Here is a 26,686-nt window from a genome sequence, read left to right as displayed (position 1 = left end):
CATGGCAAGAACTACGAGCACCACTCCGAAGAACGACATCGTCGAGAACATTGTCGATATCGACGTATCGGAGGAGATGAAGGGCTCCTTCCTCGAATATGCCTACTCTGTCATCTATTCTCGGGCCCTACCCGACGCTCGGGATGGAATGAAGCCCGTCCAGCGGCGCATTCTCTTCCAGATGGACCAGATGGGTCTGCGTCCGGACCGCGGCCACGTGAAGTCATCGCGCGTCGTCGGCGATGTCATGGGCAAGCTCCATCCCCACGGCGATCTCGCGATCTACGAGACGATGGTGCGTCTCGCGCAGCCGTTCACGCAGCGCCTGCCGCTCGTCGACGGGCACGGCAACTTCGGGTCCCTCGACGACGGCCCCGCGGCCTCCCGCTATACGGAGGTGCGCCTCACTCCCGCCGCGCTGGCCATGGTCAAGGACCTCGACGAGGACACCGTCGACATGGTTCCCAACTATGACAATTCGTATATGCAGCCGGATGTACTGCCGGCCGCGATCCCGAACCTGCTCGTCAACGGCGCCGCTGGTATCGCTGTCGGCATGGCGACGAACATGCCGCCCCACAACCTTGGCGAAGTCATCGCGGGAGCCCGCTACCTCCTTGCACACCCGGACGCCACGCTCGATGACATCATGCGGTACATTCCCGGCCCCGACCTTCCCGAGGGCGGCAAGATCGTCGGACTGACAGGGATCAGAGAGGCCTACGAGACGGGCCGTGGAATCTTCAAGACACGGGCGACGACGAGAATCGAGAACGTGACGGCCCGCAAGAAGGCCATCGTCGTCACCGAGCTGCCCTACCAGGTCGGTGCGGAGAAGGTCATCGAGAAGATCAAGACCGCCGTGCAGTCGAAGAAGATCCAGGGCATCACGACCGTCCAGAACCTGACCGACCGTCATCACGGCCTGCGGCTCGTCATCGAGGTCAAAAACACGGTCAACCCAGACGCGATACTCGCCCAACTGTTCAAGCTGACACCGATGGAGGATTCGTTCGGCATCAACAACGTGGCACTTGTCGACGGCAAGCCTCAAACGCTTGGCCTCCTGCCGCTCCTGCGAGTCTTCGTCGATCATCGCGTCGCCGTCACGCGCCGGCGGAGCGCCTTCCGCCTGGCAAAGGCAAAGGACCGTCTGCACCTGGTCGAGGGCCTCCTCATCGCCATCCTCGACATCGACGAAGTCATCTCCGTGATCCGCACATCGGACGACACCGCGGCGGCGCGTGATCGCCTCATGACGGTCTTCGATCTGTCCGAGCTCCAGGCTGACTACATTCTCGAGCTGCGTCTGCGCCGCCTCACGAAGTTCTCCCGGATCGAACTCGAGAGCGAACGGGACGAGCTCGCCTCGACGATCGCTGACCTTGAAGACATTCTGGGGTCCGAGACGCGGCTCCAGGAGCTTGTCTCGTCTGAGCTTGCCGACGTCTCGGCGCAGTTCGCTACCCCGAGGCGCACAATCCTCCTCGAGTCCGATGGGAAGGAACAGGCCCCGATCCAGAACGTCGAGGTCACCGACGATCCCTGCCACGTCCTCCTCTCTGTCACGGGTCTCATCGCCCGTGCAGCCGAGCTTCCCCCGCGCGGCACGAGACAATCGCACGATGCGACGCTCTCCACTGTCCCAGCGACGACACGCTCCCAGATCGGCGTCGTCACGGCGACCGGCGAGGTCCACCGGCTAGACGTGGTCGACACGCCTGCTCTGCCGCTCGGCTCCTCCTCCCTCGCGGGAGGCGTGCCGCTGCGGGAGCTCATGCCACCCGGCACTGATCCTGTCGGCCTGATCTCGCTCGACGAGGACGCTGATCCGATCGTTCTCGTCACGGCCCAGGGCAAGATCAAGCGCGTCATCCCCTCACATCCGAAGAGTGAATCGTGGGCGATCGTTTCTCTCGCCGATGGGGACTCGGTCGTCGGTGTCGGTCATGCAGGTGATGACAATCAGCTCATCATCGTCACCTCGGATGCATACCTGCTCCGTTTCAACGCATCCCATGTGCGCCCGCAGGGCCGCACCGGGCAGGGCGTGGCCGGCATCAAACTCGCCGAGAACGCTGTCGTGCGTGCCCTCGGCGTGGTGGCGGAGGATCTGGTGGCGGAAGCACAGGTCGTCACCATCACGGGCTCCTTCGATGCTCTCCCAGGAACGGAGACAGGATCCGCGAAGGTGACCCCCCTCGATCGTTTCCCTGTCAAGGGCAGGGCTACGCTCGGTGTGAGATGCCATCGGTTCCTCCGCGGGGAGGACATGCTTGCCCACGCCTGGGTCGGTCTCGAACCGCGCGCGGTCGGAGCGGGCGGGCAGCCCATCGACCTGCCGGATACGAACGAGCGCAGGGATGCCTCGGGGACGCCCCTCACGCACATCGTCGGCGGGATCGGCTGATACGAGAGCGGGCTGCTCGCCATCGAGCGGTCCGCTGCCCCGTCCTCGGGTGGTACTCAGGCTTCGGGGTAGACCCGCTTCGTGTAGAGCGTCGTGTTGCGCACCGGCTCATAGCCGAAATGGGTGAACAGATCGAGCATGGAGGACTGCCCCTCGCTGTCGACACTGATGTCGAGGCCAGCGAACTCCATTCCGGCTTCTTGGTAGGCGTCCGCGGCTGCATTGAGCAGGCTCGTCGCCAAGTGCAGGCCCCGGTAGTCGGGCAGGACGACAAGCTCTTCCGTGTAGCCTTCGGACCAGCCGAATGCCGACCAGTCCTGCTCATACCGGTGGGACAGAAGGTAGGCGGCCAGCTTCGCACGATCAGACCGACCGTCGACGATGAGGAACGACCATTCGGGAACGAAGAACTGGCTGTCGAGGGCGTCGCTCAAACCGCTGAGCGTGTCACGATATGTCCTGCCCACTTCGGTGTCCTGGACGTCGCTCCACGGCACAAGCTTGAAGAAGGAGGGCAGCTCCACGTCAACCCGCGAGTCTGAGAGTGACCGCCGGAGTTGAACATATCCCCCGCCGGGAGTGAATCCCGCGCGCTGAAGCAGGTCGACGAGACTGTCCCGCCCCTCATCGACATGGATCTCCATCATCGCGTCGAGGCGGCCCTGCGCAAGGCGCTGAGATGCGTCGTTGAAGAAATCGATCAGCTGGCGGCCCAGGCCCGCCCCGCGGAAATCCGGATGCGTTCCGCCGGAACACCGCAGCGGCCCCCCATCGCGCGGTACACGGAGCACCCCATAGCCGGCCAGGACACCGTCGACGACCAGTCCCATCGACTCCGTGTCCATACCCGAGTCGAAATAGTCCTCGAGTTCGGATGGAAGCGTCCGAAAGGGTGCATGGTCGTGGCGTTCGATGACCTCGACGAGTGAGATCAGTTCGGGCAGCCGGTCGCGAGTGAGCTCTATCCGCATCACATCTCGATCGCGTAGACAATATCGGACGATCGTGGGAAGAAATCCCACCGCGACAGCCACGAACCCGACGCGCCGTTGAAACGCGTGTCGATCGATGTGCCCGTCACTCGGATGCCGTGCGCGTGGCAGTCGGTGAGGTGGCGGTCCATGAGAGCATCAGCAATGCCCTGATTGCGCCAGCCGCGCTCGATCGCCAGGAACTCGATCCACGATTCGAGGCCGCTCTCGCGTTCCTCGCGCCGGGCGAGGAGAAAGCCGACGACGATCTTCTCGCCGCGCGTGACCGCCACATAGGAGATCGTGGGATCGATCTCGTCACCGATCCTGGCAAAATCTTTGGACGGCATGAGTCGCCCGCCCAGGCTTAGGGACTGGGAACGGTTATAGACGGTCCGAATGTCTTCGCTGAGGGCCCGGTCGTAGGGAATGAGAGCGACATCGGCTGCGGAGAGCTTCGCCTCGATGACACCCTTCGACGTGTCTGCGACCTCCACGGTCCGAACAAGATAGTCGATCGTGCGGCTGGGGCTGAAGCCCGCAGCCGCCAGGAGCCGACGCCGCTCGGTGAGATGAGCGACGACGCGGGACTCGATCGAGACGGGCAGGTCGCGACCATCGTCGAAGATCAGCTGGCGGGCCCGACCGTCCTGCCAGTCGATAAGGGCTCGGCCGATACCGCGGCCGCGCCATGTCGGATCGATGAAGGCTTCCAGGTATGTGACCAGCTCAGAATCGACGCCCGCAAGCAGCGCAACACTCCCCACGGCACGTAGCTCCCCGTGGGAGTCGCGTCCTCCCAGCACCTCGTAACGGTGCTCCGTCGGTGCCAGGCCCAGCATCGGGGCGATCACTTCGGGCCGGCGCAGCTCTGAGCCGCGATCATGCGGGCGGCACCGTTCGTCGAGTGCGACGACGTCCGCGAAATCGTCCCCGGTCAGCAGGGCCCAGGACATGCCCAGGTGGGAGCCCGGGAAATCTAGCTGTTCTGGAACGCGTAGCCGCTCATTCAACGATCCGGCGCGCGCGGTGACGCGGTTCGATTCCATGGGCGCCAGTCTACCAGGGGAATCAGACATCGATTCGAGCCCGGTCGACCTCTTCTGAACCTTCAACAATAAACTCCTTGCGCGGGGCCACATCGTTGCCCATGAGCAGTTCGAAGACGGTCTCGGCCTGCCTGATAGCCTCCTCATCGGCCATCGATACTCGCCTGAGCGTGCGGAACTCCGGATCCATGGTCGTCTCGGCCAACTGGTCGGCATCCATCTCGCCCAGACCCTTATACCGCTGGATGGGCTCCTTGTATCGCCTGCCCTGCTTCTCGAGCTTCTTGAGAAGGGCAGACAGCTCCGCTTCCGAATACGTGTAGTGGACTTCATTCTTGGCTTTGCCGCGGCCGATGACATCGATGCGATGGAGTGGGGGGACGGCCGCATAGACGCGGCCGGCTTCGACGAGGGGGCGCATGTACCGGAAGAAGAGCGTCAGGAGCAGGGTGCGGATGTGGGCGCCGTCCACGTCAGCATCCGTCATGAGGATGACCTTGCCGTACCGCGCGGCATCGACGTCGAAGGTTCGTCCCGAGCCCGCACCGACCACCTGGATGATCGCCGCCACTTCCTGATTGCGGAGGATGTCGGCAGGCGAGGCCTTCTGAACGTTGAGAATCTTGCCTCGGATCGGAAGCAGCGCCTGGAACTCCGAGTTCCGTGCCAGCTTCGCGGTGCCCAGAGCCGAGTCGCCCTCGACGATGAAAAGCTCCGTGTTCTCCACGGCCTCCGACCGGCAGTCGGAGAGTTTCGCCGGCATCGTCGATGTTTCGAGAGCATTCTTGCGGCGCGATATCTCCTTGTGCATGCGGGCCGCGACCCGTGCCCTCATCTCCGCCACGATCTTCTCGAGCAGACGGTTCGTCTCGTCCCGCTGGGAACGCTTCGTCGAACTGAGAACCTCGAGCAGACCGTCGCCGATCACCTTGTTGACGATCCCGCGGACGGGCCCGGTACCGAGAATCTCCTTCGTCTGACCCTCGAACTGGGGCTCTGGGAGCGAGACGGTGACAACGGCGGTCAGTCCCGCCATGATGTCCTCCTTCTCGATCTTCGGATCCTTCGCCGTGATCTTCAGGCGGCGGGCGTTCGTCTCGATCAGCTTCCGCATCGCCCGGGACAGGCCCGCTTCGAAGCCCTGCACGTGAGTGCCGCCCACCGGTGTCGCGATGATGTTGACGAACGATTTCATCGTCGTCTCATATCCCTGGCCCCATGAGAGCGCCACGTCGACGCGGCATGTCCGCTCCGTCTCGATTGGGACGAGATGACCGGTGTCCTTGTCGAGGGTCTGGACTGTCTCGACGAACGTTCCCGAGCCCTCGATATGGAAGGTCTGCGTGATCGAAGCATCGGGAGCCAGGTCATCGACGAAATCGACGACACCGCCGTCGTAATGGAAGGTCTCCTCGAGCGTGTCGGACGTCCTCTCGTCGCGGATGACGATCGTCAGTCCGGGAACGAGGAACGCCGTCTGCTTGGCGCGGCCGAGGATCGCCTCGATCGACATCTCCGTCGTCGATGGGAAGATCTGCGGGTCCGGCCAGAACCGCACCCTCGTGCCCGTCTTCTTCTTCGCCACCTTGCCCGCAATCTCCAGTTCGGAGTCGGTGACGAACGGCGTGAACTCGCTCTCTGGGGACGGGGTGCGGCCGTCTGCGAAGCGGCCGGGCTCACCCCGGCGGAACGTCATCCGGTGCGTACGACCATCACGATCGACCTCGACGTCGAGGCGCTGAGAGAGCGCGTTGACGACGGAGGCGCCGACGCCGTGCAGTCCGCCCGAGGCGGCGTAGGAGCCGCCCCCGAACTTGCCGCCAGCATGGAGTTTCGTATAGACGACCTCAACGCCGGAGAGACCCACGCCGGGAACCTCATCGACGGGAATACCGCGGCCGTTATCGGCCACGGCGACAGAGCCGTCGGGCAGGAGGGTGACTCCGATCCTGTCGGCATGACCATCGAGCGCCTCGTCAACGGCGTTGTCGATAATTTCCCAGAGGCAGTGCATGAGGCCGCGAGAGTCCGTCGACCCGATGTACATGCCGGGTCGCTTGCGGACCGCCTCGAGGCCTTCGAGGACGGAGAGATGTCGAGCTGTATATTCAGGCACCGTTCGATAGTAGGCGAGAACTCGCCGCGACCCGCTCATCGGCCCGCCAATGTGAAAAAGTACGGACCGATCGAAAGATCGGCCCGTACGGTGGACGTGCTAGTGGAGCGAGTTAGCTCGCGCTCTCCTCGGACAGGAGGGACCTCTCATCGTGAATGTGCTTCGCGGTCGATGAAAGCTTGTCGAGATGCTGGTTCGCGTGGTGCCCGCAGAAAAGCAGGGAGCCTGACTCGAGCTCGACCCGGACGTATGCCCTGGCCCCGCATGCGTCGCAGCGATCGCTGGCGGTCAGCTGGACTGGATCAATGACTGTAGTACTCACATTCCCATACAACCACAGGTGCACCCGTTTTCTTCCCCATGTCCACGAGAGTTCGCTTGTGGCCCAACTTGTGCCTGGGCGATGGCCTAGGTTGGGGGTTACAAGTTGAGGATCGGCACCCGACAGGAGGAGACTGGGCGCGTGGACTATTCGGTGATTGACGTTGAGACGACAGGTCTGACGCCGTGGACCGAGCGCATCCTCGAGATCGCTATCCTCACGCTCACCCCCGATGGTGAGACAACCGGAACGTGGTCGACTCTCGTCAATCCGGGAAGGCCCGTCGGCGCGACGTTCATCCACGGCATCACCGACGACTCGGTTGCGGACGCGCCGACGTTCTCCGAAGCCCTTCCATCGCTCGTCGACCGCCTGGCAGGGACGATCATTGTCGGACACAACGTGTCCTTCGACCTGGAGTTCCTCAACGCCGAGTTCAAACGCTCCCTCTACCCCGTCGGCATTCCCCGATCCGCGGCGGTGTGCACCATGGACCAGTCGCGGATCTATCTCCCTCCGGGCAGGCACTCTCTGGCGGCCTGCGTCGACCGCGCCGGGATCACGATCTCGCCCACCCATCGCGCGATCGACGACGCGAGGTGCTCGGCCGCCCTCCTCGCCCACTACCTCCAGGCGGAGACAGCGGGCCGACGGTGCGCGGATGAGGCGAGGGACCGTGATGGTCGAGTGGTCTTGCCTGCCGAATGGAAACGCGCCGCAGGTGCGGCGCGTTCACTGGATTGGCTCGAGGTCGCTGACCTCTCCTCCCTCTAGTCGAGGTAGTCCCGCTAGTCGAGGTAGTCCCGCAAGACCTGGGAGCGGGAGGGGTGGCGAAGCTTCGACATGGTCTTCGATTCGATCTGGCGAATCCGCTCACGCGTCACGCCATATTTCTTGCCGATCTCGTCGAGTGTCTTCGGCTGACCATCGTTGATGCCGAAGCGCATCGTGATCACGCCTGCCTCGCGCTCCGAGAGGGTGTCGAGGACCTGGTGGATCTGCTCCTGGAGCAGGATGTGGGCGACGCGGTCAGTCGGGACGACCGCTTCGGAGTCTTCGATGAGATCGCCGAACTCGGAGTCTCCGTCTTCTCCGAGCGGAGTGTGCAGGGAGATCGGCTCACGGCCGTACTTCTGAACCTCGATAACCTTCTCCTCGGTCATGTCGAGTTCTTTCGCGAGCTGCTCGGTCGTCGGCTCATGGCCGAGATCCTGGAGCATCTGACGCTGGACGCGGGCGAGCTTGTTGATGACCTCGACCATATGGACGGGGATGCGGATGGTGCGTGCCTGGTCCGCCATCGCTCGTGTGATGGCCTGGCGAATCCACCACGTCGCGTAGGTCGAGAACTTGAAGCCCTTCGTGTAGTCGAACTTCTCGACAGCACGGACAAGACCCAGGTTCCCCTCCTGGATCAGGTCGAGGAACAGCATGCCGCGACCCGTGTAGCGCTTGGCGAGAGACACGACGAGACGAAGGTTCGCCTCGAGGAGATGGTTCTTGGCGAGCTGGCCGTCGCGGACCATCCATTTCAGCCTGCGCTCGTAGGCCTTGTCCTTGATCTTCTCAGGGACCTCGGTGAGGATATAGTTCGCGTACAGGCCTGTCTCGATGCGGCGAGCGAGCTCAACCTCTTCCTCAGCCGTGAGGAGAGCAACCTTGCCGATCTGCTTGAGATAGTCCTTGACCGGGTCCGCCGTGGCACCCGCAACATGGATACGCTGAGCCGGCTCATCCCCACTGTCGGAATCTTTCACCACGAACTGGCCCGGACGCTCCTCAGCGTGACGGAGGCTACGAGGCGTCGCGGCGTCGTCGTCCTTCGACTTGGCGTCGTCCTCGTCCTCATCGTCAGCATCGGCGACCTCGATATCGTCGTCGACGTCCTCATCATCGACGAGTTCGACCTCGACAACGTCCTCCACGACGATGTCGACATCCTCGATATCGGGGCTTGCGGCGGAATCGATCTCGTCGGAAGACGTCGGCTTGGCGATATCTTCCGCTGCCGGCTTCGCCTTCTTGGAGGTTGTCCGCTTCGCTGCGGGCTTTGCGGCCTTCGCCGCTGCGCCCGTCTTCTTCGTCGCTGCGGTCGCAGGCTTTTTCGCGGTCTTCCTGGTGGTACGGCGCGCTGAGGTGCCGACATCCTCCTTATCGTCGGTGGACGGGGTGGTTGCCGTTGTCGCTTCAGACACAGATTACCTTCCAAAGTAGAGGACGGTCTTCGACTATTAGAGGACCTGTCAATGAACAACGCCATTCATCGCAGTTTTGTTCCCATACCCGAAAACTCCGGGTATGGGAACAGTGACTTTCTGCGTCGACCCCTATGCCGTCACACGTAATCCTCGATCGGCGGGCACGAGCAGACGAGGTTCCGGTCACCGTACGGTCCATCGATTCGACGCACCGGGGGCCAGTACTTGCCCGCCGCCGCGGCGGCTGCCAGGCCCGGCTCCGCCAGGACATCGGAGCCGATCGACGGATAGACGGCCTGCTCTCTCGAATAGGGGTGAGTCCATTCACCGACGAGAGCGTGTGCGGCGGTGTGGGGAGCGTTGACAAGCGGATTGTCGTCCGCGGGCCAGTCCCCTTCCGCAACCCTGCGCGCCTCGTCATGGATGCCGATCAGCGCCTCGCAGAGACGGTCGATCTCCCCGCGGTCCTCCGACTCCGTCGGTTCGATCATGAGCGTCCCCGGAACGGGGAACGACATGGTGGGAGCGTGGAAGCCATAGTCGACGAGCCGCTTCGCCACGTCATCGACGGTGATACCCGTCTCGTCCCGCAGCGGACGCACGTCGATGATGCACTCGTGGCCGACCAGTCCTCCTGGGCCCCGATAGAGCACGGGCAGATACTTGTCGAGACGCGCCGCCACATAGTTCGCGGCCAGGATCGCGGACTGCGTCGCGACACGGAGGCCCTCCCCACCCATGAGAAGGAGGTACGCGTAGGAGATCGGGAGGATTCCCGCGGAACCATCCGGTGACTGCGACACGGCGCCGAAGCCGGGAGCATGGCGTGAAGCGGATCCCGTCACCGTGTTGTCGCTCAGCGGGTGGGAGGGCAGGAAGGGCACGAGATGTGCTCTGGCCGCGACCGGTCCCACTCCGGGACCGCCGCCCCCGTGAGGAATCGCGAAGGTCTTGTGCAGGTTGAGATGCGAGACATCTCCACCGAAGTCGCCAGGCCTGGCAACGCCGACGAGCGCGTTGAGATTCGCGCCGTCGATGTAGACCTGGCCGCCAGCCTCGTGGACTCGGGCACAGACATCGCCGACGGTATCCTCGTAGATGCCGTGGGTGGATGGATAGGTGATCATGATCGCGCCGAGCTGATCTCGATGGGCTGCGATCTTCGCATCCAAGTCATTGAGATCGATGGAGCCATCGGCCGCTGTTGCCACGACGACGACTGTGAAGCCTGCCAGCACGGCTGACGCGGCGTTCGTGCCGTGCGCGGAGGCCGGTATGAGACACACATGCCGGGCCGTGTCGCCACGGGAGAGATGATATCCGCGGATCGCGAGCAGACCGGCAAGCTCCCCCTGGGAGCCCGCGTTCGGCTGCAGGCTCACTCCGTCGTAGCCCGTCGCTGCGGACAGCCACGACTCGAGCTCGACAACGAGTTCCCGGTATCCGGCCCTGTCCTGCGCGGGGGCGAACGGATGGATCGATGCGAACCCGGGCCACGTGATTGCCGCCATCTCAATTGCCGAATTGAGCTTCATCGTGCACGAGCCGAGCGGAATCATTCCCCGATCCAGCGCATAGTCCTTGTCCGCGAGGGACTTCAGATACCTCATGAGAAGGGTCTCGGTGCGATAGCGGTGGAAGGTCGGGTGCGTGAGGAACTCGTCGCCGCGCGCCAGCGATGGTGGGAGGGCCGGCGCGATCTCGGAACCCGACACACTCGTATCGACGAGCGCGTCGACGATGTCGTCGATGATGGACTCGGTCGTCCTCTCGTCACACGACAGCCGCACCCGCTTATCGTCGACCCGCCACGCCGTGATGTTGCGCGACAGCAGCCCTGCCAGTGCACGATCCGCCCCACCCGGCACGGTCAGTTCCACCGTGTCGAAGAACGAGGTCGAGCTGAGGCTGATGCCGTGGGCGCTCAGCCTCGTCGCGAGTTCGACAGCATGGCGGTGGATCCGCTCAGCTATCCTCGTCAGGCCCTCGGGCCCGTGGTAGACGGCATAGGCCGCGGCCATGACGGCAAGGAGGACCTGTGCCGTGCAGATGTTCGACGTCGCCTTTTCGCGGCGAATGTGCTGTTCACGAGTCTGCAGGGCGAGACGGTAGGCAACAGCGCCGTCACGGTCTTTCGATACTCCGACGAGGCGCCCGGGCAGCTGGCGCTTGTGGATATCTTTGACGGCGAGATAACCGGCGTGGGGGCCACCCCCGGACATGGGAACGCCGAAGCGCTGAGTCGTTCCCGCAACGATATCGGCACCCCAGCTTCCAGGGCTGGCAAGCAGGGTCAGAGCGAGGAGATCGGCTGCGACGATGACGAGAGCACCCGCCTCGTGAGCGCGATCGACGAGCTCCGTCAGCTCTGACAGGTCGGGCACATGCCCGGAGGCACCAGGGTATTGGATGACGACTGCGGCGACGTCCGAGTCGATCGTGGCCGCGTCCAGATCCTCAAGCGTGATCTTCAGCGCGTCCGCACGCGTGTCGAGGACGGCACGAGTGGCGTCGAAGATGTCAGGGGACACGAGGACCGTCGAGCGCTTCTTCGTGACCCGGGTAGCAAGAAGCACCGCTTCCGCGACCGCTGTCGCCTCATCGAGCATCGACGCGTTGGCGATATCCATCCCGGTGAGATCGGAGACGACGGTTTGGAAGGTGACCAGTGCCTCGAGCCTGCCCTGGCTGATCTCCGGTTGGTAGGGCGTGTAGGCGGTGTACCAGGACGGGTTCTCGAGGATGTTGCGTCGGATCACGGACGGGGTGACGGTGTCGTAGTAGCCCTGACCGATCATGGACGTGCGGACAGTGTTGCGGCTTGCCAGCTCGGAGAGACGGTCGAGCACCTCCTGCTCTGATCGTCCCTGCGGCAGTCCCTCGACGGCGTGGCGGGACAGTCCCGCCGGGAGGGCAACATCGGTCAGTTCGTCGAGGCTGGCGACACCGACGGCCGCTAACATGTCTTCCCGGTCTGAACCCCACGTACCGACGTGGCGGGGAACGAAACTGGTCATTGCGTCTCCGCGGTCAGTGCCTCGTAGGCGGCACTGTCCATGAGGTTCGAGTCCGGTTCACTGACCTCGAGCTCGTAGAGCCAGCCATCGCCGTGAGGGTCATCGGTTGCCAGCTTCGGGTCGTCGATGACGGCGTCGTTGACGGCGACGACGGTCCCGGAAGCGGGGGCCACGAGGTCCGATACCGACTTGACGGATTCGATTTCGCCGCAGGCCTCTCCCGCCGTGACCTCGGATCCTACCTCGGGGAGTTCGACATAGACGGCCTCATCGAGGGCTGTCGCTGCGAACTGCGTGATTCCGACGCGGGCCGGCGCATCCTGGGTGAGCCATTCGTGGTCTGGGCTGTATTGACGGTCGTTGGGGTACACGGGTGCGCCTTTCCTAGTGTGTGCTGGAGTAGAAGGGAAGCTGGACGATCGTCATGGGCTGTTCCTTGCCGCGTACGTTCGCGGTGACGACCTGGCCGATCTCGAGCCCCGGGGTGAGGAGCGCGAGAGCAATCGGATAACCGAGGGTTGGGGACAGGATACCGGAGGTGATCGTACCGACATCGTTGCCGTCGATGCTTACTGTCGCGCCGGCCCGGGCGGCCCTCCGGCCCTCACCGGCCAGCCCGTAGAGAGCCGTCGCCGGCTCCCCGCGGCCACGCAGGGCAGCGGAACCCACGAAGTCGTGGTCGAGTTTGACGACCCTCCCCTGGCCCGCTTCCGCCGGTGTCAGGTCCTCGGTCAGTTCATGTCCATAGAGTGGCATGCCGGCCTCGAGACGGAGGGAATCTCTCGCCGCGAGACCACAGGGGATGACGCCGGATGTCTCCCCCGCCTCGGACAGGATCCTCCACAGGTCGACGGCGACGTTCGCATCCGACATGATCTCGTAGCCTCGTTCGCCCGTGTAACCGGTGCGGGCGATATGGACGGGAATGCCGCGAAGGGTGAAGAGCCCATGACGGTAGTAACCGAGCTCGACGAAAGCCGCTCGGTCAGCGTCGTCGATCACCGATGACACAATGTCGAGACTGGCCGGACCCTGGACGGCGATCAGGGCGCGGGCCGTCGTCTTGTCCTGGATCGCGACCTTCATCCCCTCCGAGCGGGCGGTCAGTTCGTCCCCGACGCGAAGGCGGTTCGCTCCGTTCGCGATGATGAGGAAGTCGATATCGTCGGTCCGATAGACGATGAGGTCGTCGATGATCCCGCCGTTCACGTTGACCATGAGGGAATACCTGGCCCTGCCGATCGGCATGGTCGAGGGTGTGCTGACGAGGGCATAGTCGAGGAGCCTGCCGGCGTCAGGGCCTTCGACGCGGATCTGCCCCATGTGGGACAGGTCGAACATTCCCGCCCGTTCTCGCACTGCCGCATGTTCGGCTCGGTCGGAGGCATATCTCAGCGGCATGCTCCATCCGGCGAAATCGGTCATCGTCGCGCCGAGGCCGGTGTGGATGTCATGGAGGGCTGTCACGTTGAGGCTCATGGCGCCATTATGACCGCTTTTCGTCCCCCATGTGGGCGGAACCGGGGAACGGCCTCCCGGGCCGCGCCCGATCCTCCTGTGCTGGGCGCACCGTTTCGCGCATCCACTGCGGGACGATGTCTCGCACGAGGGCAGTCCACACCAGCGACGCGAGCCGGCTGCGCTGTCCTGTCGATCGGGCCCGATAGCACAGGTGTGCCGCCAGCCGACGATATCCGCTCCACCAGGCGAGATAGGAGGCGCAGGCGAGAGCATGGACCGTGTCCGGCTGGCCGATACGCTCCGCCAGGAGTGATAGTGCGATGTCGATGCGCTCGGGGTTCGGCGCCTGAATCGGCGGCACGAACCGCTCCCCCGGCATGAGCCGGTCCGTGCCTGTCTCGCCAACCGCCCACACGATCACGGCATCGCGCACAGATCCAGCCTGGAGGGAGGCAGACGGGGGCGACACGATCGGCCGACCTGCCATGCGACCCTGGAGGGCCTCGATCCACGCCTCTCCAGCATCCACCGCCCGTGCGATGTCGAACTGTCGGGAGCGCCCGGGCGAACCGGCGAAAGCATCGATGAGACGATCAAGGTCATCGTTGTTCATCGTGTCTGTCTCCGGTTCGTCCAACCAGCCGTGGTCGCTGTAGATCCGGAACCGGACCCCGCCCCGGGCGACGACGGTGTCCCACGATCGTCCCGCTCGACGTAGAGCCTCCCCGAGCGAATCGAGCTGGCGCGCAGCATGACAGACCTCGGTGTCGCGGTGCGGCGGGAAGATGAGTGCGACCGCGGTGCGTGCCTGGCGGGGTTCTCCGATCATGTGGATCCAGGCGAGATCGTGGATCGTGATGTCATCGATTCCGGCCCCGTTGGAGTACAGAATGACGGTCTTCCCGTCGGGTGAATAGTTTGTCGCCTCCATCGCCGCGTGGGCCAGGGCTGAAAGGGGAATGATGCTGTGCTGTGTTGTATTCATGGCTCACGATCAAACACCGTGAGGGGACACCGTCTTCCGCGCGGAACGCTGCCTGTGGACGAGAGTCGGTAGGGGCAAAGCTGAGCATTGGCGATAGAGTTGTGGCCATGCATGAGTCCCTGGCCCAGCACATCTCCGCGCAGACGCTGGAAGCGCTTGAATCTCCGCCCTTCCCCGACGCCGATCGCACCCTCGTCGAGTCTTTCATCGCACCGACCCGCAGCCTTCTGTCCGGGGGCAAACGGATCCGAGGCCTGCTCTCGGTCGCAGGTGCGATGTGCGCGCGCGGGAGTCAGCCGACCGGAGACGATGTTGAGGTTGCTGTCGCCATCGAGCTGTTCCAGGGTGCGGCGCTCGTGCACGACGACATCATGGACGACTCTCCGACACGACGCGGGCAGCCCGCCGTCCATGTCGCATTCGCCCACGACTTCGACCGGTCCTCGCTTGTCGGCGACTCTGCCGACTACGGGCGCGATGCAGGGATCTGCTCGGGAGACTTCCTTCTCGCACTCGCCGGCTCTCACATGGTCATGCACGGCTCCGCACCGTCGGCCCGCCGCTTCAACACCATGTGCGCCGAGGTCGCCTTCGGTCAGTTCCTCGACATCCGCGCCGAGAACATTGACCTGATGGCACTCCTCGAGAGCACTGACCCGAGGTCGGCTCTGCTCCGCGCACGTGACGACGCCTTCGCTGTGCTGCGGCACAAGTCGGCCCGCTACTCGGTGCGCGATCCGCTTCTCATCGGAGCCGAGTCAGCCGGTGCGGACGAGGACCTGCTCGCGCTTTTGACCAGCATCGGTGCGCCCCTCGGCGAGGCGTTCCAGTTGCGGGACGACGCTCTGGGCCTCGCCGGCGATCCGGCGGCGACGGGGAAGCCAACCGGAGGGGATCTACGCGAGGGCAAGAGGACCGTTCTCATCCTGACGGCCCTGGCCCGGCTCGCGGGCACTCCTGAGGCGCACATGATCGCCCAGTCGCTCGGCACGGACGTATCGGATGCGCAGGCGCGGACCATCACCGATCTCGTCATCGAGAGCGGGGCGTGGGCCGAGCACGAGGACCTCATTGACGAACGCGAGTCTCGTGCCCGTCAGTCATGGGAGAAGCTGCCGGAGGGCCCGGGGAAGGACATGCTCGACAGCCTCATGTCGGCACTGACGAACCGCCAGTTCTAGGCCTCCGGCCCTCCGGGACCCGCTAAAACGCGAGACTCGCGATGATGCGACGGACCGCGCGGTGCTTGCCGGAGCGCAGTGCGGCGATCGGCGCCTCCCCCAGTTCGGGGTTCTCGCGGTGGAGCCATTCCTCGGCCTCGCTATCGCTGAACCCTGAATCTTCGAGAAGGATGAGGGTTCCTCGGAGGCTGCCGAGAACCTCGTAGCGGCCATCGACCTCGATGAGCTGGTCGCTCGAGACTGTCAGGGGGCCTGTTCGACGTGTCGCGAGAAGCCTCCGGTCGGAGATCAGAGCGCGAACGTCACGGAGTCGAATGCCGAGGGCTTCCGCTGCTTCGGGAATGGACAGGTGGTCTGGGAGAGGTGAATTCACACAAGGATATTAAGACCAATTATGGGATTCGGTTGGCGACACGCCGCCGCACGCGATAGTGTCACATCTGAAACAACTGTCACAGTCGTATCACGGTGCGCAACGTAAACATTACGCACACGGATCACATGGAGTTTACTCGGAGGATCAATGTCGTATTCGCGGCGCTCACTCGGTGCTACCGTCGCTGCCACCGCAGCGCTTGGCGCCTTTGCTCCCATCCCAGCAACAGCCGCGGACCTGCCCGCGGATAATCCGGCCCTTCGACTTCCTGCCGCGACGTATCAGGTCACCCACGGCGATTCCGTCTGGGAGATCGCCAAGAGATTCGGCGTGTCGATGAACTCGATCATCGACGCCAACAAGCTCGGCAGCAACGCCGTCATCTACCCCGGCCAGCGTCTCAACATCCCCACGACGTCGTCAGCCACCACTGCCCCGCAGTCTGTGCAGACGCAGTCCGCGCAGACGTACACAGTCACGAGGGGCGACACCCTTTCCGGCATCGCCCTCAGACACGGCACCTCCGTGGCGGCGATCAAGTCAGCATCGGGACTCTCATCCGACCTCATCTTCCCAGGACAGAAACTGACCCTCTCGGGCTCAGCTGCGGCAAAGCCGTCCTCGACGACAACCGGCTCGACCACATCGTCGACCGCGACGTCGTCCTCGACCTACACGGTCAAGAGCGGCGATACGCTCTCCGGGATCGCGGCCAAGCATGGCACGACCGTATCGGCGATCGTCTCGGCCTCGGGCCTGAAGAACGCCAACATCATCTACCCCGGTCAGGTACTGAAGCTCTCCGGCTCCACGTCGGCAGCGAAGCCCTCGACGGGCACATCGTCAGCAGGCACCTCATCAACGGCGAAACCCTCGACGAGCACTTCGGCTTCGAAGAAGCACACGGTGGTGCGCGGGGACACGCTGTCCGGCATCGCCTCGAAGTACGGCACATCCGTCACGGCAATCATGCAGGCCTCGGGCCTGTCATCGACGGTCATCTACCCCGGCCAGGTGCTGACGGTGTCGGGCACGGCCTCGACGGGTTCGACATCCGGCTCGACGTCGAGCAGCCAGAATCTCGTCCCCAACACCTTCCTTCACTACACATACCCGGATGCGACGGTTCGGTCAGCCAACGAGAACAAGGCATACCTCAACTCGATCTCGGTCCCATCGCGTGCAGAGACCCAGGCGATGGTGCGCGAGATTGCGCTCCAGTACGGCGTCGATCCCGCACTCGCTCAGGCACACGCGTTCCGCGAGTCCGGCTTCGACGCGAGGGCCGTGTCACCGGCAAATGCTATCGGCACCATGCAGGTCATCCCCACCTCCGGAGAGTGGGCATCCGATCTCATCGGCCGCGATCTCAATCTTCTCAACCCCCGCGACAACATCATCGCCGGCGTCGTCATCATCAGACAGCTGCAGCGATCGACGAGCACGATCGATGAGGGCATCGCCTCCTACTATCAGGGCCTTGGATCCGTGCGCCGCTACGGCATGTTCTCCGACACGGTCACCTACGTCCAGCGAGTCAAGGCGTCGATGGCTCAGTTCCGCTGAGTCGTGACTCTTCTCCCCTGCTCCGCTTCCACGCGGGGCAGGGGACAGTCATCTAAGCTGAGGACGTGAATTCTGTTCCTGATCCGATGCTCGGCACGCTGATCGACGGCCGATACTTGATCCGTGCGCGTCTTGCGCGCGGGGGCATGGCAACCGTCTATAAGGGCACGGATCAGCGTCTCGACCGCGACGTCGCCGTCAAGATCATCCACCCTCATCTCGCCGACCAGGACGAGTTCGTGCGGCGCTTCCATCGTGAAGCCCTTGCCGCCGCGAAGCTCTCTCATCCGAACGTCGTATCCGTCTATGACGAGGGAACCTTCGAGACGGAGAACTCCCCGACGACCGCGTACCTCGTCATGGAATACATTGCCGGGCCGGATCTGCGCACCGAACTCGGTCGGCGCGGCTCGCTTCCCCTCGGCACCGCGCTCGAGATCGTCGCCCAAGTCCTTTCCGCCCTGGGCACCGCCCACCGCGCGGGCCTCATCCACCGAGACGTCAAACCGGAAAACGTCATGATGGTGGGAGGGGACAATCCCGCCGCCAAGGTGACGGATTTCGGCCTGTCGCGCGCGGTCGCGGCAGCACGCTCAACATCGGCGGGGACCGTTCTCGGCACCGTCGCCTATCTCGCACCCGAGGTCCTCGAGAAGGAGGCGACCTCGCGCTCGGATATCTACGCCGCCGGCATCATGCTGTATGAGCTGATCGCCGGGGATGTCCCCTTCACTGCCGATACGCCGATCGCCGTTGCCTATAAGCACGTCAACGACCCCATGCCGAGACTGTCGACGATCGCCCCGTGGGTCCCCTCCTCTGTCGATTCCCTTATCGGAATCCTCACGGCGAAAGATCCGGAGCATCGCCCCGCAGACGGTATCGAGGCGCGCGATCGGGTGCAGACAGTGCTCAAGGATCTCGACGCTATCGTCGCCAAACGCAGGATTGCTGTCACTCCAACCGCATTCGATCCGGCCGAGAAGCGTCCCGACGATGGTATGACGACCCGGGCGTTCACTCCCTCCCATCGGACCGCGCGCCTCACGGCCCCGCCGGAGCGGCGCCTGTCGAGCAAGGGCCACGAACTGGCCAGACTGCGCTCCGGCTCGAACAAGAATCCGTCCTCAACGGCATCGAAGGTATGGCGGTTGCTCATCACCATCATCCTTGTCGCAGCCACAGCCGCAGGAGCGTTCTGGTATTTCACGGCTGGCCCGGGAATGCGGATAGCGTTGCCCGACGTGACGGGCCGTGACGCGGAAGCCGCCGTCTCGATCATCGACAGTGTGGGTCTCAGTCCCGATGTACGCTACGAATATTCCGACGATGTGCCCGAAGGCCGCGTCATCTCGACGGATCCGTCGGTGCCAGCCGATCTGTCCCGAGACGAGACCGTGGTCTTGACAGTCTCCCAGGGCATCGAGCAGGTCATCGTACCCGCCGTTGTCGGTCTTCCTCAGGAAACGGCCGAGTATCAATTGCGGGAGGCACGGCTTGAGCCCGAGATCGCCGAAGCCTACTCGGACGTCGTCCCCCCGGGCAGCGTCATCAGCCAGTCGGTTGCCCCCAATACGGAGACCGATCATTCGACGGTCGTCGTCGTGACGGTCTCACTCGGGAGGGAACCCGTCCAGGTCATCGATGTTCGGGGATTGGCATTCTCCGAGGCGGAAGAGCTCCTGCGGGACGCAGGTGTGACCGTCGAACGCGATGACGCCTATTCGGATACCGTCCCAGAGGGGGACATCGTCAGCCAGTCGGCCTCCGGAACCCTCTATCGGGGCGATACTGTCACGCTCACCGTCTCGCTCGGACCCGAACTCATCGAGGTCCCCGACGTCTTCGGATGGCAGCGCGACGAGGCCACGAGAGTGCTCGACGATGCTGGGTTCGTCGTCGAGATCGAGACATTCCTCGGCGGGGTGTTCGGCACTGTTCGAGACCAGTCGGTACCGGCAGGCGAGCTCGCTCCGAAAGGCACCGTCATTGTCCTCACCGTGCTGTGATTGCCGCGCCACCGTGAGGATCAGACAGCGGTCGTGGCGTCAAGGCACGAAAAAGGCTGCTGGACAGGTCGATGACCCGGCCCGGCAGCCCCAATCGTTGTCAGCTGTTCTCTCGCAGCATCTGCGAGACGAGGAACGCCAACTCGAGCGATTGGCCGTGATTCAGGCGAGGATCCACGAGAGTCTCGTATCGCTGAGACAGGATCTCTTCCGAGAGTTCCTCCGATCCACCGAGAACCTCCGTCACGGAATCGCCTGTCAGTTCGATGTGCACACCGCCCGGTACAGTTCCCAGCGACGTGTGGACTTCGAAGAATCCCTGCACCTCATCGACCACGTCCTCCATCCGACGGGTCTTGTAGCCGTTTGATGCGGTGATGGTATTCCCGTGCATCGGATCCGTCATCCACGTCACCGGACGGCCGTCCCTCGTGACGCCCTCGACGAGAGCGGGCAGGATGTCCCGGATCTTCGTCGCACCCATGCGAGTGATGAAGGTGATACGGCCCTCCTCGCCCTCAGGGTTGAGCTTGTCCATGAGCCGGACCGCGTCATCGACCGAGGTTGTCGGTCCGAGTTTCACGCCGATGGGGTTGCGCACGCGAGACAGCAGATCGACGTGTGCACCGTCCCAGTCACGGGTACGCTCCCCAATCCACAGGAAGTGAGCCGACGTGTTGTACGGGTGTGCGGTGCGCTGGTCGATGCGAGTCATCGCATTCTCGTATTCGAGGAGGAGTGCCTCGTGGGAGGAATACATGTCCACCGTGCGCAGTGCGGGCGAATCGATTCCTGCCGCCTTCATGAACCGCAGGGCCCAGTCGATATCGGCCGCGATCTTCTCGTACTTCTTGTAGGCCGGGTTCTCCGTGAATCCCTTGTTCCACTCGTGGACCTTGGACATGTCGGCGAATCCGCCGCCCGTGAACGCACGGATGAGGTTGAGCGTCGTCGCGGAGCGATGATAGGCCTCGATCATGCGCTGCGGATCCGGGATCCGCTCTTCCGGCGTGAAGTCGTGGCCGTTCACAGCGTCGCCCATGTACGACGGCAGCTCGATCCCGTCGCGCTCCTCGAGCGGATTCGAGCGCGGCTTCGCATACTGACCCGCCATGCGGCCGATCTTGATGACGGGCAAAGCGGCGCCGTAGGTCAAGACGATCGCCATCTGGAGAATCGTCTGGATCTTGGCACGGATGCGAGCGGCGGATACGGAGTCCGCGAACGTCTCCGCACAGTCCCCGCCCTGGAGGATAAAAGCTTCACCCCGTCCAGCCTTCGCGATTTCAGTCTTGAGAGTGTCGGCCTCTCCGGCGAAGACCAGAGGCGGCATCGAGCGCAGATACTCCCCGACTCGACGCACCTCTTCGGTATCAGGCCAGGCAGGCTGATGCTTCGACGGCAGTTCGCGCCACTTCTCGAGAGCGCGGTACATATCATTTTCAGGTTGCGAGTCCACGGGTCGATCCTAATCGTCAAAGACCACGTGGCGGATCCTGTCCGCCACGTGGTCACTCACACTGTCTACTAGTCGGCCTTGAGGGGCTGACCGATGGTGTCCATGACGTCCTCGAACCACGGGACGAACATGTTGAAGGCCTTGCCGCCGGCGATCCGGGAGAAGGCGATGGACTTGAGCTTGTTGCCGTCCTCTTCGTCGTGGCCGATGACGCCGGCCTCTCCGCGAAGAGCGGACTCGACCGCGTAGTCGACCATGCCCTTGATGAGACGGATGTCGGCTGCCCGGGCACGGGACGCACGGGAGTAGTAGCCGGACTTCTGGACCATGACCTTCTCGGCACCGAGACGCTCGGCGAACTTGTCGGCAAACCACTGGCCGGGGTTGATCTTGTCCAGCTTGACGTGGCCGAAGGGATCGCGCGGCACCTCCTCGCCGGCGTTCTCGAGCTCTTCGACGATCTCGTCGATGCCGGCGCCCTCGGAGAGGAAGATGTTGACGTTGCCGTATTCGTCCATGATGCCGCGAAGACGCTCAGCCTCTGTCTCGAGGTTGATATCCATCTCCGGCAGGTAGACGGCGTGGATGTCCCAGCGTTCCTTCATGAGGCCTGCCGACGGAACCCATTCCTGCTTCTCGACCCACGCGCGGTAGTCAGCGGCCGCACGTGCCGTCAGGTAGCCGCAGTGGCGTCCCATGACCTCGTGGATGATCAGCATCCGTGGGGAGGAACGGTGCTCGCCGATCACGTTGATCGCGAACTCCGCGGACTCTTCGGCCGCAGTCAGCGCGCCGAGAGACTGCGCGATCGGAATGATGTCGTTGTCGATCGTCTTGGGCAGCCCGACAACGGTCAGCTCGTACTGGTGCTCGTGGAGGTAGGCTGCGAGATCCGCCGCGGTCGTATTCGTATCGTCGCCCCCGATCGTGTGGAGCACGTCGACGCCGTCCTGACGGAGACGCTCGGCGGCAACCTCGAGAGGATTCTCGCCCTCCTTGACGAGGCCGCGCTTGACGAGGTCATCGACGTTCGTCAGCTTCACACGGGAGTTACCGATGGGTGAACCGCCGAAATCGTGCAGGCGGCCAGCGTTCTTGCGGGCCTCCTCATCGAAAACGATCTTGTTACCGGTCAGCAGGCCGTGATAGCCGTACTGGTATCCGATGATCTCAATTTCGGGGTCGAGTTCTGTGTAACGCTCGATGAGACCGCCGACGGCGGATGACAGACAGGGTGCGAAACCACCCGCGGTCAAGAGAGCAACACGGTTGAGGGCCATGAGTAACCTTCCATTCTGGACAATACGAAATCCATTCTATCTGTCATACCATCGGAAACATGGTTCCTCTGGGCAAGAACGAAAACGGCGACGAGACCGACTGGGAGAAGTATGCGGCCGAGCTGTCGGAAGCACGCGGCGGAGAAGACTGGCCGATCTCCCTCGAACCGCGCGAATCCGAGGCCTATCGCCCGCGGGCATGGGCGCCGGAACCAGCCGACGACGAGCTCCCCGAGTCCGCTGACGACGTGTTGGACGCCACGTACGAGGCCCAGGGAAAAAGCCAGCGCACCACCCTCGAGAACGTTCTCCTCGCAGTCGCGGGGCTCGGCCTGCTCCTCATCGTGCTTTCCGAGATTTCCGTCCTCACTCTGTCACCCACCCTGTTTATCGTTGTCGTCATCGCTTCTGCGGGAGCGGCTGTCGCGTGGATCGTATCGTTCGCGACTGGGCACGAGGACGACGATGGGATGCGGGTGTAGTGGCTGGACGACTGATCCTGGAGGACGCGAGGAGAGCACCGGACGGGATCGACGTTCAGATGTCGTTCGACGATCTGGGGACGAACCTGCGTGACGTCACGTTTGTCGTCGTCGACCTCGAGACGACAGGCGGGCGACCGGGAGCTGAAGAGATCACCGAGATCGGGGCGGTGAAGTCCGTCGGCGGGACCATCGTCGGCGAGTTCGCCACACTCGTCAACCCCAACCAGCCGATACCGCCCTACATCACCGTCCTTACAGGCATCACCACCGCCATGGTGATGGCGGCCCCGAGGATCTCTCGTGTCCTCCCCGCATTCTTCGAGTTCGTCGGCAATTCTCCAGACACGGTGCTCGTGGCCCACAATGCTCGGTTCGACATCGGACATCTCAAAGCGGCCGCGGCAGCGCTTGATCTTCCCTTCCCGAGAGTCATGTCGCTCGACACGGTCCAGCTCGCCCGCCGCACGATCTCCAAGGACGAGACACCGAACTATAAGCTCGGAACCCTCTCCCGAGTCATCGGAACGGAGGTCACTCCGACACACCGCGCACTTGACGATGCGAAGGCAACCGAGGAGCTGCTGCAGTTCATCCTCGGGCGCCTCGGTCCCCTCGGGGTCAGTCACCTCGAGGATCTCAAGACGATCACGGATGCTGTGCCCTACCGGAGGCGGAAGAAGGCACACCTGGCAGATGGTCTGCCGAGAACGCCCGGGGTCTATCGCTTCATCGGGCCGAGCGGCGAGGTGCTCTACGTGGGAACCTCCGTCAATGTCTACAAGCGTGTGCGGCAATACTTCACCGCAGCGGAGAAGCGTACTCGTATCGGCGAGATGGTGGATCTATCGGTCCGGGTAGATGCCACGTCGACGGCGACGAAGCTCGAAGCGCAAGTCCTCGAACTGCGCGACATCCAGACCTTTGACCCGCCCTACAACAGGCGCTCGAAGCGTCCCGATAAGCGCCCGTGGCTCATCCTCACGAAAGAGCCCCATCCGCGCCTCTCAATCGTGCGATCAGTCGCCGCGGACGACTTGCCGAACGCACTGGGACCTTTCACGACGTGGAAGAGTGCGAAGAAAGCGAAAGACCTCCTCGAACGAGTCACTCATGTGAGGACGTGCACGCCACGGCTCCCCCTCCTGCCGCCACCATCCGCTCGAGCATGCTCCCTGCTCGAGATGGGACGATGCTCCGCACCCTGTGTCACCGGGGAACCGCAGGAGGCTCTCGATCGGGCTGGACGCGTCCTGTCCGGCCTCGTCGATGACGCCGTCTCGCACACGATGGCAAACCTCCGCCTCATGGCTGAGCGTGAAGAATTCGAGCGTGCCGCTGACGAGCGCGATCGTCTTGCGGCGCTCGTGACGACGGCGGGACGGAAGGAACAGCTCACGCTCCTGTCGACCAATGCGGAGCTCCGTGCGGCACGCCCAGTCGACCACGGCTGGGAGATCATCGTCGTCCGCTGGGGCCGTCTCGTCGGATCGGCTGTCGCACCGACCATTGCCGACGTCTTGTCAACCGCCAACACTCTCGCCGCATCGTCACCGGCCGTCGATCAGCCGGTTCTGGCATGCGGCGCGGCCCCCATCGAGGAGATGGAGATCCTCTACGACTGGATCTGCTCCTCGGGCACGCGCCTCCTCACGTCCCCTCCCGAGCCTTTCGCCGTATCCCGCCGATCCCCTCAACGCTTCTCTATCGACGTCGAGCGCTGAGGATCCCGCGAGAACGGCCACAGCGTAGGATTGGCATATAAGGAAAGGACGTCTCATGCTGACAGCAATTGTGCTTATCGACGCCGATAGCAGCCGCATTCCCGAGGTGGCGGAAGAGATCACCCAGATCGACGGGATCTCCGAGGTCTATTCGACGACTGGCGATCGGGACCTCATCGCCATCGTCCGCGTCTCCGATCACGACAAGCTTGCCGATGTCATCGCCGACAAGATGGGCAAGGTCGAGGGTGTGATCGACACGACAACCTACATTGCGTTCCGTGCGTACTCGAAGCACGACCTCGAGGCGGCCTTCCACATCGGCCTCGACTGAGTGGTGGGTGGGGGCCGATCACCAGCCCCCACCCACCACAGCGCAATCGCCTTCTTCTACGCTCGGGAAAGAGCAACCCAGCGCGCAAGGAGGTCTGCCGCACGTCCGGAGTCGATCGTGTCGGCTGCGATGCCGATGCCGGCGCGCAGACGCTCGACAAGGGTTCCCGATGACGGGTCGACTCCTGTGAGGCTGCCATCTGCCACGAGGGCGGCCGCCGTGTTGAGGAGCACAGCTTCGCGTGCAGCGCCGGCGCGACCATTGAGGACATCGCGGGCCACGCGGGCGTTGTAGACGGCATCCGCTCCGCGCAGATCATCGACCGTGGCGCGAGCCAAACCGAGGTCGCTTACAGCATCGATCTCGCAGTACGTGACGGCACGGTGACGCACCTCCCACACGTGGTTCAGCGTGACCGCACTCAGCTCATCCATGCCGTTCTCGCCCCGGAACACAAGCGCACTGTGTCCGCGCTCCGCGAGGACGCCTGCCACGAGCGGGGCATGGTGGGCGCTGGACACGCCGATCGCCCCGGCGCGTGGGCGCGCTGGGTTCGTCAACGGCCCGAGTACGTTGAATGCGGTGCCTACGGCCAGCTCGCGTCGCGCGACAGCCGCGTGCCGCATCGACGGATGGAAGAGATTGGCGAAGAGGAAGGTGATACCGAGCTCGTGGAAGTTCTCGAGCACTCGTGACGTCGGAAGGTTGAGATCCACGCCCAGCTCTTCAAGGCAGTCGGCGGAGCCAGAGGCCGAGGACGAGGCTCGGTTGCCGTGCTTGACCACCTTGACTCCGGACGCCGCGATGACGAGGGATGACATTGTCGAAATGTTCACCGTCTTGAGACGATCCCCGCCGGTGCCGACGATGTCGACCGTGTCTCCCTCGATGTCAATCGGTGTGGCGTGAGAGAGCATGGCGTCTGCGAGACCGCGCAGCTCGTCGACTGTCTCGCCCTTCGTCGCAAGAGCGGTGAGGAAGCCCGCGAGAACGACCGGGGAGGTTGCCCCGGACATCACCTCGTCCATCGCCCACGCTGTGTCGGCACGGTCGAGGTCTTCGCGCGCGATGAGACGCGCCGTGAGATCAGACCAGGTCCGGCCGCTCATTTCGCCCCGAGAAGCTTCGTCACCTTTTGCTGAATGTCTCGTGGGTTGATGGGGAAGGTCGTCATCTCTTCGGCCAGCGACCAGCGGCCCAGCCACTCGTCCTGAGGGCGTGCGATGAGGAGCAGAACGGGCGGGCATCCCTCGACCTCGTCCTTGACCTGCTTCGCGAGTCCCATGCCGCCGACTTTGGCCGCCTCCCCGTCGAAGATCAGAAGGTCGAAGTTCTCCTGCTCAAGGAGATCGGTGACTCCGAACTCGGTTGCGGCCTCGAACCACTCGATCGTGGGGGCACCCTTCCCGGGGCGCCGGCCGACGGCCGTCCGCACCTCGGCGCGCGTAGCCCTGTCATCGCTGTAGATCATGATCTTCGCGGTGTCCTTGACCTGCGCGACAGCGGCGTCTTGGGATCGTACGAGATCCGACATTCTGTCCTCCATCCGGAACTGGGTATATACGGGTGTTATCCTATCCTGAAGATCAGCCCACGTGGCGATTCGCCCACCGCAGACGGCGGCGGTGTTCCTGGTGGATGTGCGGCGCGTACAGGCGGGGGCGACGTCCACGATGCGACACGTAGGTCCCAGATCACAGCGCGACAATCCTCTATTAATGGGACATTTCACCCCGACGTAGGACT

General features: G+C 63.7%; 22 protein-coding genes. 8 read left to right on the top strand and 14 right to left on the bottom strand.

Annotation, left to right across the window (positions count from 1 at the left end):
• Position 1 precedes the first annotated feature (1 nt).
• A complete protein-coding gene (locus H2O75_RS04505) occupies positions 2–2,410 on the top strand; it encodes a DNA gyrase/topoisomerase IV subunit A (RefSeq protein ID WP_182174222.1) in 2,409 nt (802 codons plus the stop codon).
• A gap of 56 nt (positions 2,411–2,466) precedes the next feature.
• Here H2O75_RS04505 and H2O75_RS04500 read toward each other — a convergent pair whose 3' ends face one another.
• The 4 genes from H2O75_RS04500 to H2O75_RS04485 all read right to left on the bottom strand — a co-directional run bounded on the left by H2O75_RS04500 (position 2,467) and on the right by H2O75_RS04485 (position 6,868).
• The gene (locus H2O75_RS04500; RefSeq protein ID WP_182174219.1) at positions 2,467–3,381 is read right to left on the bottom strand and encodes a GNAT family N-acetyltransferase; all 915 of its coding nucleotides are present in this window, start codon (positions 3,379–3,381) and stop codon (positions 2,467–2,469) included.
• The gene (locus H2O75_RS04495) at positions 3,381–4,430 is read right to left on the bottom strand and encodes a GNAT family N-acetyltransferase (protein WP_182174216.1); all 1,050 of its coding nucleotides are present in this window, start codon (positions 4,428–4,430) and stop codon (positions 3,381–3,383) included. The genes H2O75_RS04500 and H2O75_RS04495 overlap by 1 nt, the downstream gene beginning before the upstream one ends.
• A gap of 22 nt (positions 4,431–4,452) precedes the next feature.
• Positions 4,453–6,585, bottom strand: coding sequence for a DNA gyrase/topoisomerase IV subunit B (locus tag H2O75_RS04490; protein ID WP_182174213.1), 2,133 nt, complete (start codon positions 6,583–6,585; stop codon positions 4,453–4,455).
• A 73-nt stretch (positions 6,586–6,658) separates the two neighbouring features.
• Positions 6,659–6,868: a DUF7455 domain-containing protein gene (locus tag H2O75_RS04485; RefSeq protein ID WP_259365310.1), complete on the bottom strand. Its 210-nt coding sequence runs from the start codon at positions 6,866–6,868 to the stop codon at positions 6,659–6,661.
• Positions 6,869–7,021: 153 nt separating this feature from the next.
• Here H2O75_RS04485 and H2O75_RS04480 point away from each other — a divergent pair, with 153 nt between their 5' ends.
• On the top strand, positions 7,022–7,642 hold the full coding sequence (locus tag H2O75_RS04480) for a 3'-5' exonuclease (RefSeq protein ID WP_259365309.1): 621 nt from the start codon (positions 7,022–7,024) through the stop codon (positions 7,640–7,642).
• Positions 7,643–7,656: 14 nt separating this feature from the next.
• Here the strand turns inward: H2O75_RS04480 and H2O75_RS04475 are convergent, their stop codons facing one another.
• From H2O75_RS04475 to H2O75_RS04455, 5 genes are all read right to left on the bottom strand, one after another.
• Positions 7,657–9,063: an RNA polymerase sigma factor gene (locus H2O75_RS04475; RefSeq protein ID WP_182174207.1), complete on the bottom strand. Its 1,407-nt coding sequence runs from the start codon at positions 9,061–9,063 to the stop codon at positions 7,657–7,659.
• A 140-nt stretch (positions 9,064–9,203) separates the two neighbouring features.
• Positions 9,204–12,083 carry an aminomethyl-transferring glycine dehydrogenase gene (gcvP, locus tag H2O75_RS04470; RefSeq protein ID WP_182174204.1) on the bottom strand — a complete coding sequence of 960 codons (2,880 nt, stop codon included), beginning with the start codon at positions 12,081–12,083 and terminating at the stop codon, positions 9,204–9,206.
• Positions 12,080–12,454: a glycine cleavage system protein GcvH gene (gene gcvH / locus H2O75_RS04465; protein WP_182174201.1), complete on the bottom strand. Its 375-nt coding sequence runs from the start codon at positions 12,452–12,454 to the stop codon at positions 12,080–12,082. The genes gcvP and gcvH overlap by 4 nt, the downstream gene beginning before the upstream one ends.
• A 13-nt stretch (positions 12,455–12,467) precedes the next feature.
• On the bottom strand, positions 12,468–13,562 hold the full coding sequence (gene gcvT / locus H2O75_RS04460) for a glycine cleavage system aminomethyltransferase GcvT (protein WP_182174198.1): 1,095 nt from the start codon (positions 13,560–13,562) through the stop codon (positions 12,468–12,470).
• 7 nt (positions 13,563–13,569) lie between these two features.
• Positions 13,570–14,529 carry a hypothetical protein gene (locus H2O75_RS04455; RefSeq protein WP_182174195.1) on the bottom strand — a complete coding sequence of 320 codons (960 nt, stop codon included), beginning with the start codon at positions 14,527–14,529 and terminating at the stop codon, positions 13,570–13,572.
• A 107-nt stretch (positions 14,530–14,636) separates the two neighbouring features.
• On the opposite strand from H2O75_RS04455, the gene H2O75_RS04450 reads away from it, so the two are divergent.
• Positions 14,637–15,710, top strand: a complete 1,074-nt coding sequence (locus H2O75_RS04450; protein WP_182174192.1) for a polyprenyl synthetase family protein — start codon at positions 14,637–14,639, stop codon at positions 15,708–15,710.
• Between the two features lie 22 nt (positions 15,711–15,732).
• On the opposite strand, the gene H2O75_RS04445 is transcribed toward H2O75_RS04450, so the two are convergent.
• Positions 15,733–16,083 carry an Rv2175c family DNA-binding protein gene (locus tag H2O75_RS04445; RefSeq protein WP_182174190.1) on the bottom strand — a complete coding sequence of 117 codons (351 nt, stop codon included), beginning with the start codon at positions 16,081–16,083 and terminating at the stop codon, positions 15,733–15,735.
• Between the two features lie 150 nt (positions 16,084–16,233).
• Between H2O75_RS04445 and H2O75_RS04440 the strand changes: the two genes are divergently transcribed.
• Positions 16,234–17,652: a LysM peptidoglycan-binding domain-containing protein gene (locus tag H2O75_RS04440; RefSeq protein ID WP_220462787.1), complete on the top strand. Its 1,419-nt coding sequence runs from the start codon at positions 16,234–16,236 to the stop codon at positions 17,650–17,652.
• A 65-nt stretch (positions 17,653–17,717) separates the two neighbouring features.
• Positions 17,718–19,661, top strand: a complete 1,944-nt coding sequence (pknB, locus tag H2O75_RS04435) for a Stk1 family PASTA domain-containing Ser/Thr kinase (RefSeq protein ID WP_182174187.1) — start codon at positions 17,718–17,720, stop codon at positions 19,659–19,661.
• Between the two features lie 100 nt (positions 19,662–19,761).
• Here the strand turns inward: pknB and H2O75_RS04430 are convergent, their stop codons facing one another.
• Positions 19,762–21,096: a class II 3-deoxy-7-phosphoheptulonate synthase gene (locus tag H2O75_RS04430; RefSeq protein ID WP_182174185.1), complete on the bottom strand. Its 1,335-nt coding sequence runs from the start codon at positions 21,094–21,096 to the stop codon at positions 19,762–19,764.
• 92 nt (positions 21,097–21,188) lie between these two features.
• Complete coding sequence (locus tag H2O75_RS04425; RefSeq protein ID WP_182174182.1) at positions 21,189–22,400, bottom strand: pyrophosphate--fructose-6-phosphate 1-phosphotransferase; 1,212 nt, start codon at positions 22,398–22,400, stop codon at positions 21,189–21,191.
• A gap of 59 nt (positions 22,401–22,459) precedes the next feature.
• On the opposite strand from H2O75_RS04425, the gene H2O75_RS04420 reads away from it, so the two are divergent.
• From H2O75_RS04420 to H2O75_RS04410, 3 genes are read left to right on the top strand one after another with little or no spacing between them, the layout of a single operon-like run.
• The gene (locus tag H2O75_RS04420; protein WP_182174179.1) at positions 22,460–22,882 is read left to right on the top strand and encodes a hypothetical protein; all 423 of its coding nucleotides are present in this window, start codon (positions 22,460–22,462) and stop codon (positions 22,880–22,882) included.
• A complete protein-coding gene (locus H2O75_RS04415; RefSeq protein WP_182174176.1) occupies positions 22,882–24,606 on the top strand; it encodes a DEDD exonuclease domain-containing protein in 1,725 nt (574 codons plus the stop codon). Before H2O75_RS04420 ends, H2O75_RS04415 begins: the two co-directional genes overlap by 1 nt.
• A 55-nt stretch (positions 24,607–24,661) precedes the next feature.
• Positions 24,662–24,940, top strand: a complete 279-nt coding sequence (locus tag H2O75_RS04410; protein ID WP_182174173.1) for an Lrp/AsnC family transcriptional regulator — start codon at positions 24,662–24,664, stop codon at positions 24,938–24,940.
• A 56-nt stretch (positions 24,941–24,996) separates the two neighbouring features.
• Here the strand turns inward: H2O75_RS04410 and trpD are convergent, their stop codons facing one another.
• Together trpD and H2O75_RS04400 are read right to left on the bottom strand one after the other, a co-directional pair.
• Positions 24,997–26,049: an anthranilate phosphoribosyltransferase gene (gene trpD / locus H2O75_RS04405; protein ID WP_182174170.1), complete on the bottom strand. Its 1,053-nt coding sequence runs from the start codon at positions 26,047–26,049 to the stop codon at positions 24,997–24,999.
• On the bottom strand, positions 26,046–26,474 hold the full coding sequence (locus tag H2O75_RS04400; RefSeq protein WP_182174167.1) for a hypothetical protein: 429 nt from the start codon (positions 26,472–26,474) through the stop codon (positions 26,046–26,048). The genes trpD and H2O75_RS04400 overlap by 4 nt, the downstream gene beginning before the upstream one ends.
• Positions 26,475–26,686 lie beyond the last annotated feature (212 nt).

The organism is Flaviflexus equikiangi, from assembly GCF_014069875.1.
Taxonomy (GTDB): Bacteria; Actinomycetota; Actinomycetes; order Actinomycetales; family Actinomycetaceae; genus Flaviflexus; species Flaviflexus equikiangi.
This window is presented reverse-complemented; position numbering and strand designations above follow the sequence as displayed.

What these genes read in the sequence shown, in the direction of transcription:
- H2O75_RS04505 (WP_182174222.1), top strand. Translation starts at nt 2, where the DNA reads ATGGCAAGAACTACGAGCACCACTCCGAAGAACGACATCGTCGAGAAC.
- H2O75_RS04500 (WP_182174219.1), bottom strand. Translation starts at nt 3,381, where the DNA reads ATGCGGATAGAGCTCACTCGCGACCGGCTGCCCGAACTGATCTCACTC.
- H2O75_RS04495 (WP_182174216.1), bottom strand. Translation starts at nt 4,430, where the DNA reads ATGGAATCGAACCGCGTCACCGCGCGCGCCGGATCGTTGAATGAGCGG.
- H2O75_RS04490 (WP_182174213.1), bottom strand. Translation starts at nt 6,585, where the DNA reads ATGAGCGGGTCGCGGCGAGTTCTCGCCTACTATCGAACGGTGCCTGAA.
- gcvP (WP_182174204.1), bottom strand. Translation starts at nt 12,083, where the DNA reads ATGACCAGTTTCGTTCCCCGCCACGTCGGTACGTGGGGTTCAGACCGG.
- gcvT (WP_182174198.1), bottom strand. Translation starts at nt 13,562, where the DNA reads ATGAGCCTCAACGTGACAGCCCTCCATGACATCCACACCGGCCTCGGC.
- H2O75_RS04455 (WP_182174195.1), bottom strand. Translation starts at nt 14,529, where the DNA reads ATGAATACAACACAGCACAGCATCATTCCCCTTTCAGCCCTGGCCCAC.
- H2O75_RS04450 (WP_182174192.1), top strand. Translation starts at nt 14,637, where the DNA reads ATGCATGAGTCCCTGGCCCAGCACATCTCCGCGCAGACGCTGGAAGCG.
- H2O75_RS04440 (WP_220462787.1), top strand. Translation starts at nt 16,234, where the DNA reads ATGTCGTATTCGCGGCGCTCACTCGGTGCTACCGTCGCTGCCACCGCA.
- H2O75_RS04430 (WP_182174185.1), bottom strand. Translation starts at nt 21,096, where the DNA reads ATGTACCGCGCTCTCGAGAAGTGGCGCGAACTGCCGTCGAAGCATCAG.
- H2O75_RS04425 (WP_182174182.1), bottom strand. Translation starts at nt 22,400, where the DNA reads ATGGCCCTCAACCGTGTTGCTCTCTTGACCGCGGGTGGTTTCGCACCC.
- H2O75_RS04420 (WP_182174179.1), top strand. Translation starts at nt 22,460, where the DNA reads ATGGTTCCTCTGGGCAAGAACGAAAACGGCGACGAGACCGACTGGGAG.
- H2O75_RS04410 (WP_182174173.1), top strand. Translation starts at nt 24,662, where the DNA reads ATGCTGACAGCAATTGTGCTTATCGACGCCGATAGCAGCCGCATTCCC.
- trpD (WP_182174170.1), bottom strand. Translation starts at nt 26,049, where the DNA reads ATGAGCGGCCGGACCTGGTCTGATCTCACGGCGCGTCTCATCGCGCGC.
- H2O75_RS04400 (WP_182174167.1), bottom strand. Translation starts at nt 26,474, where the DNA reads ATGTCGGATCTCGTACGATCCCAAGACGCCGCTGTCGCGCAGGTCAAG.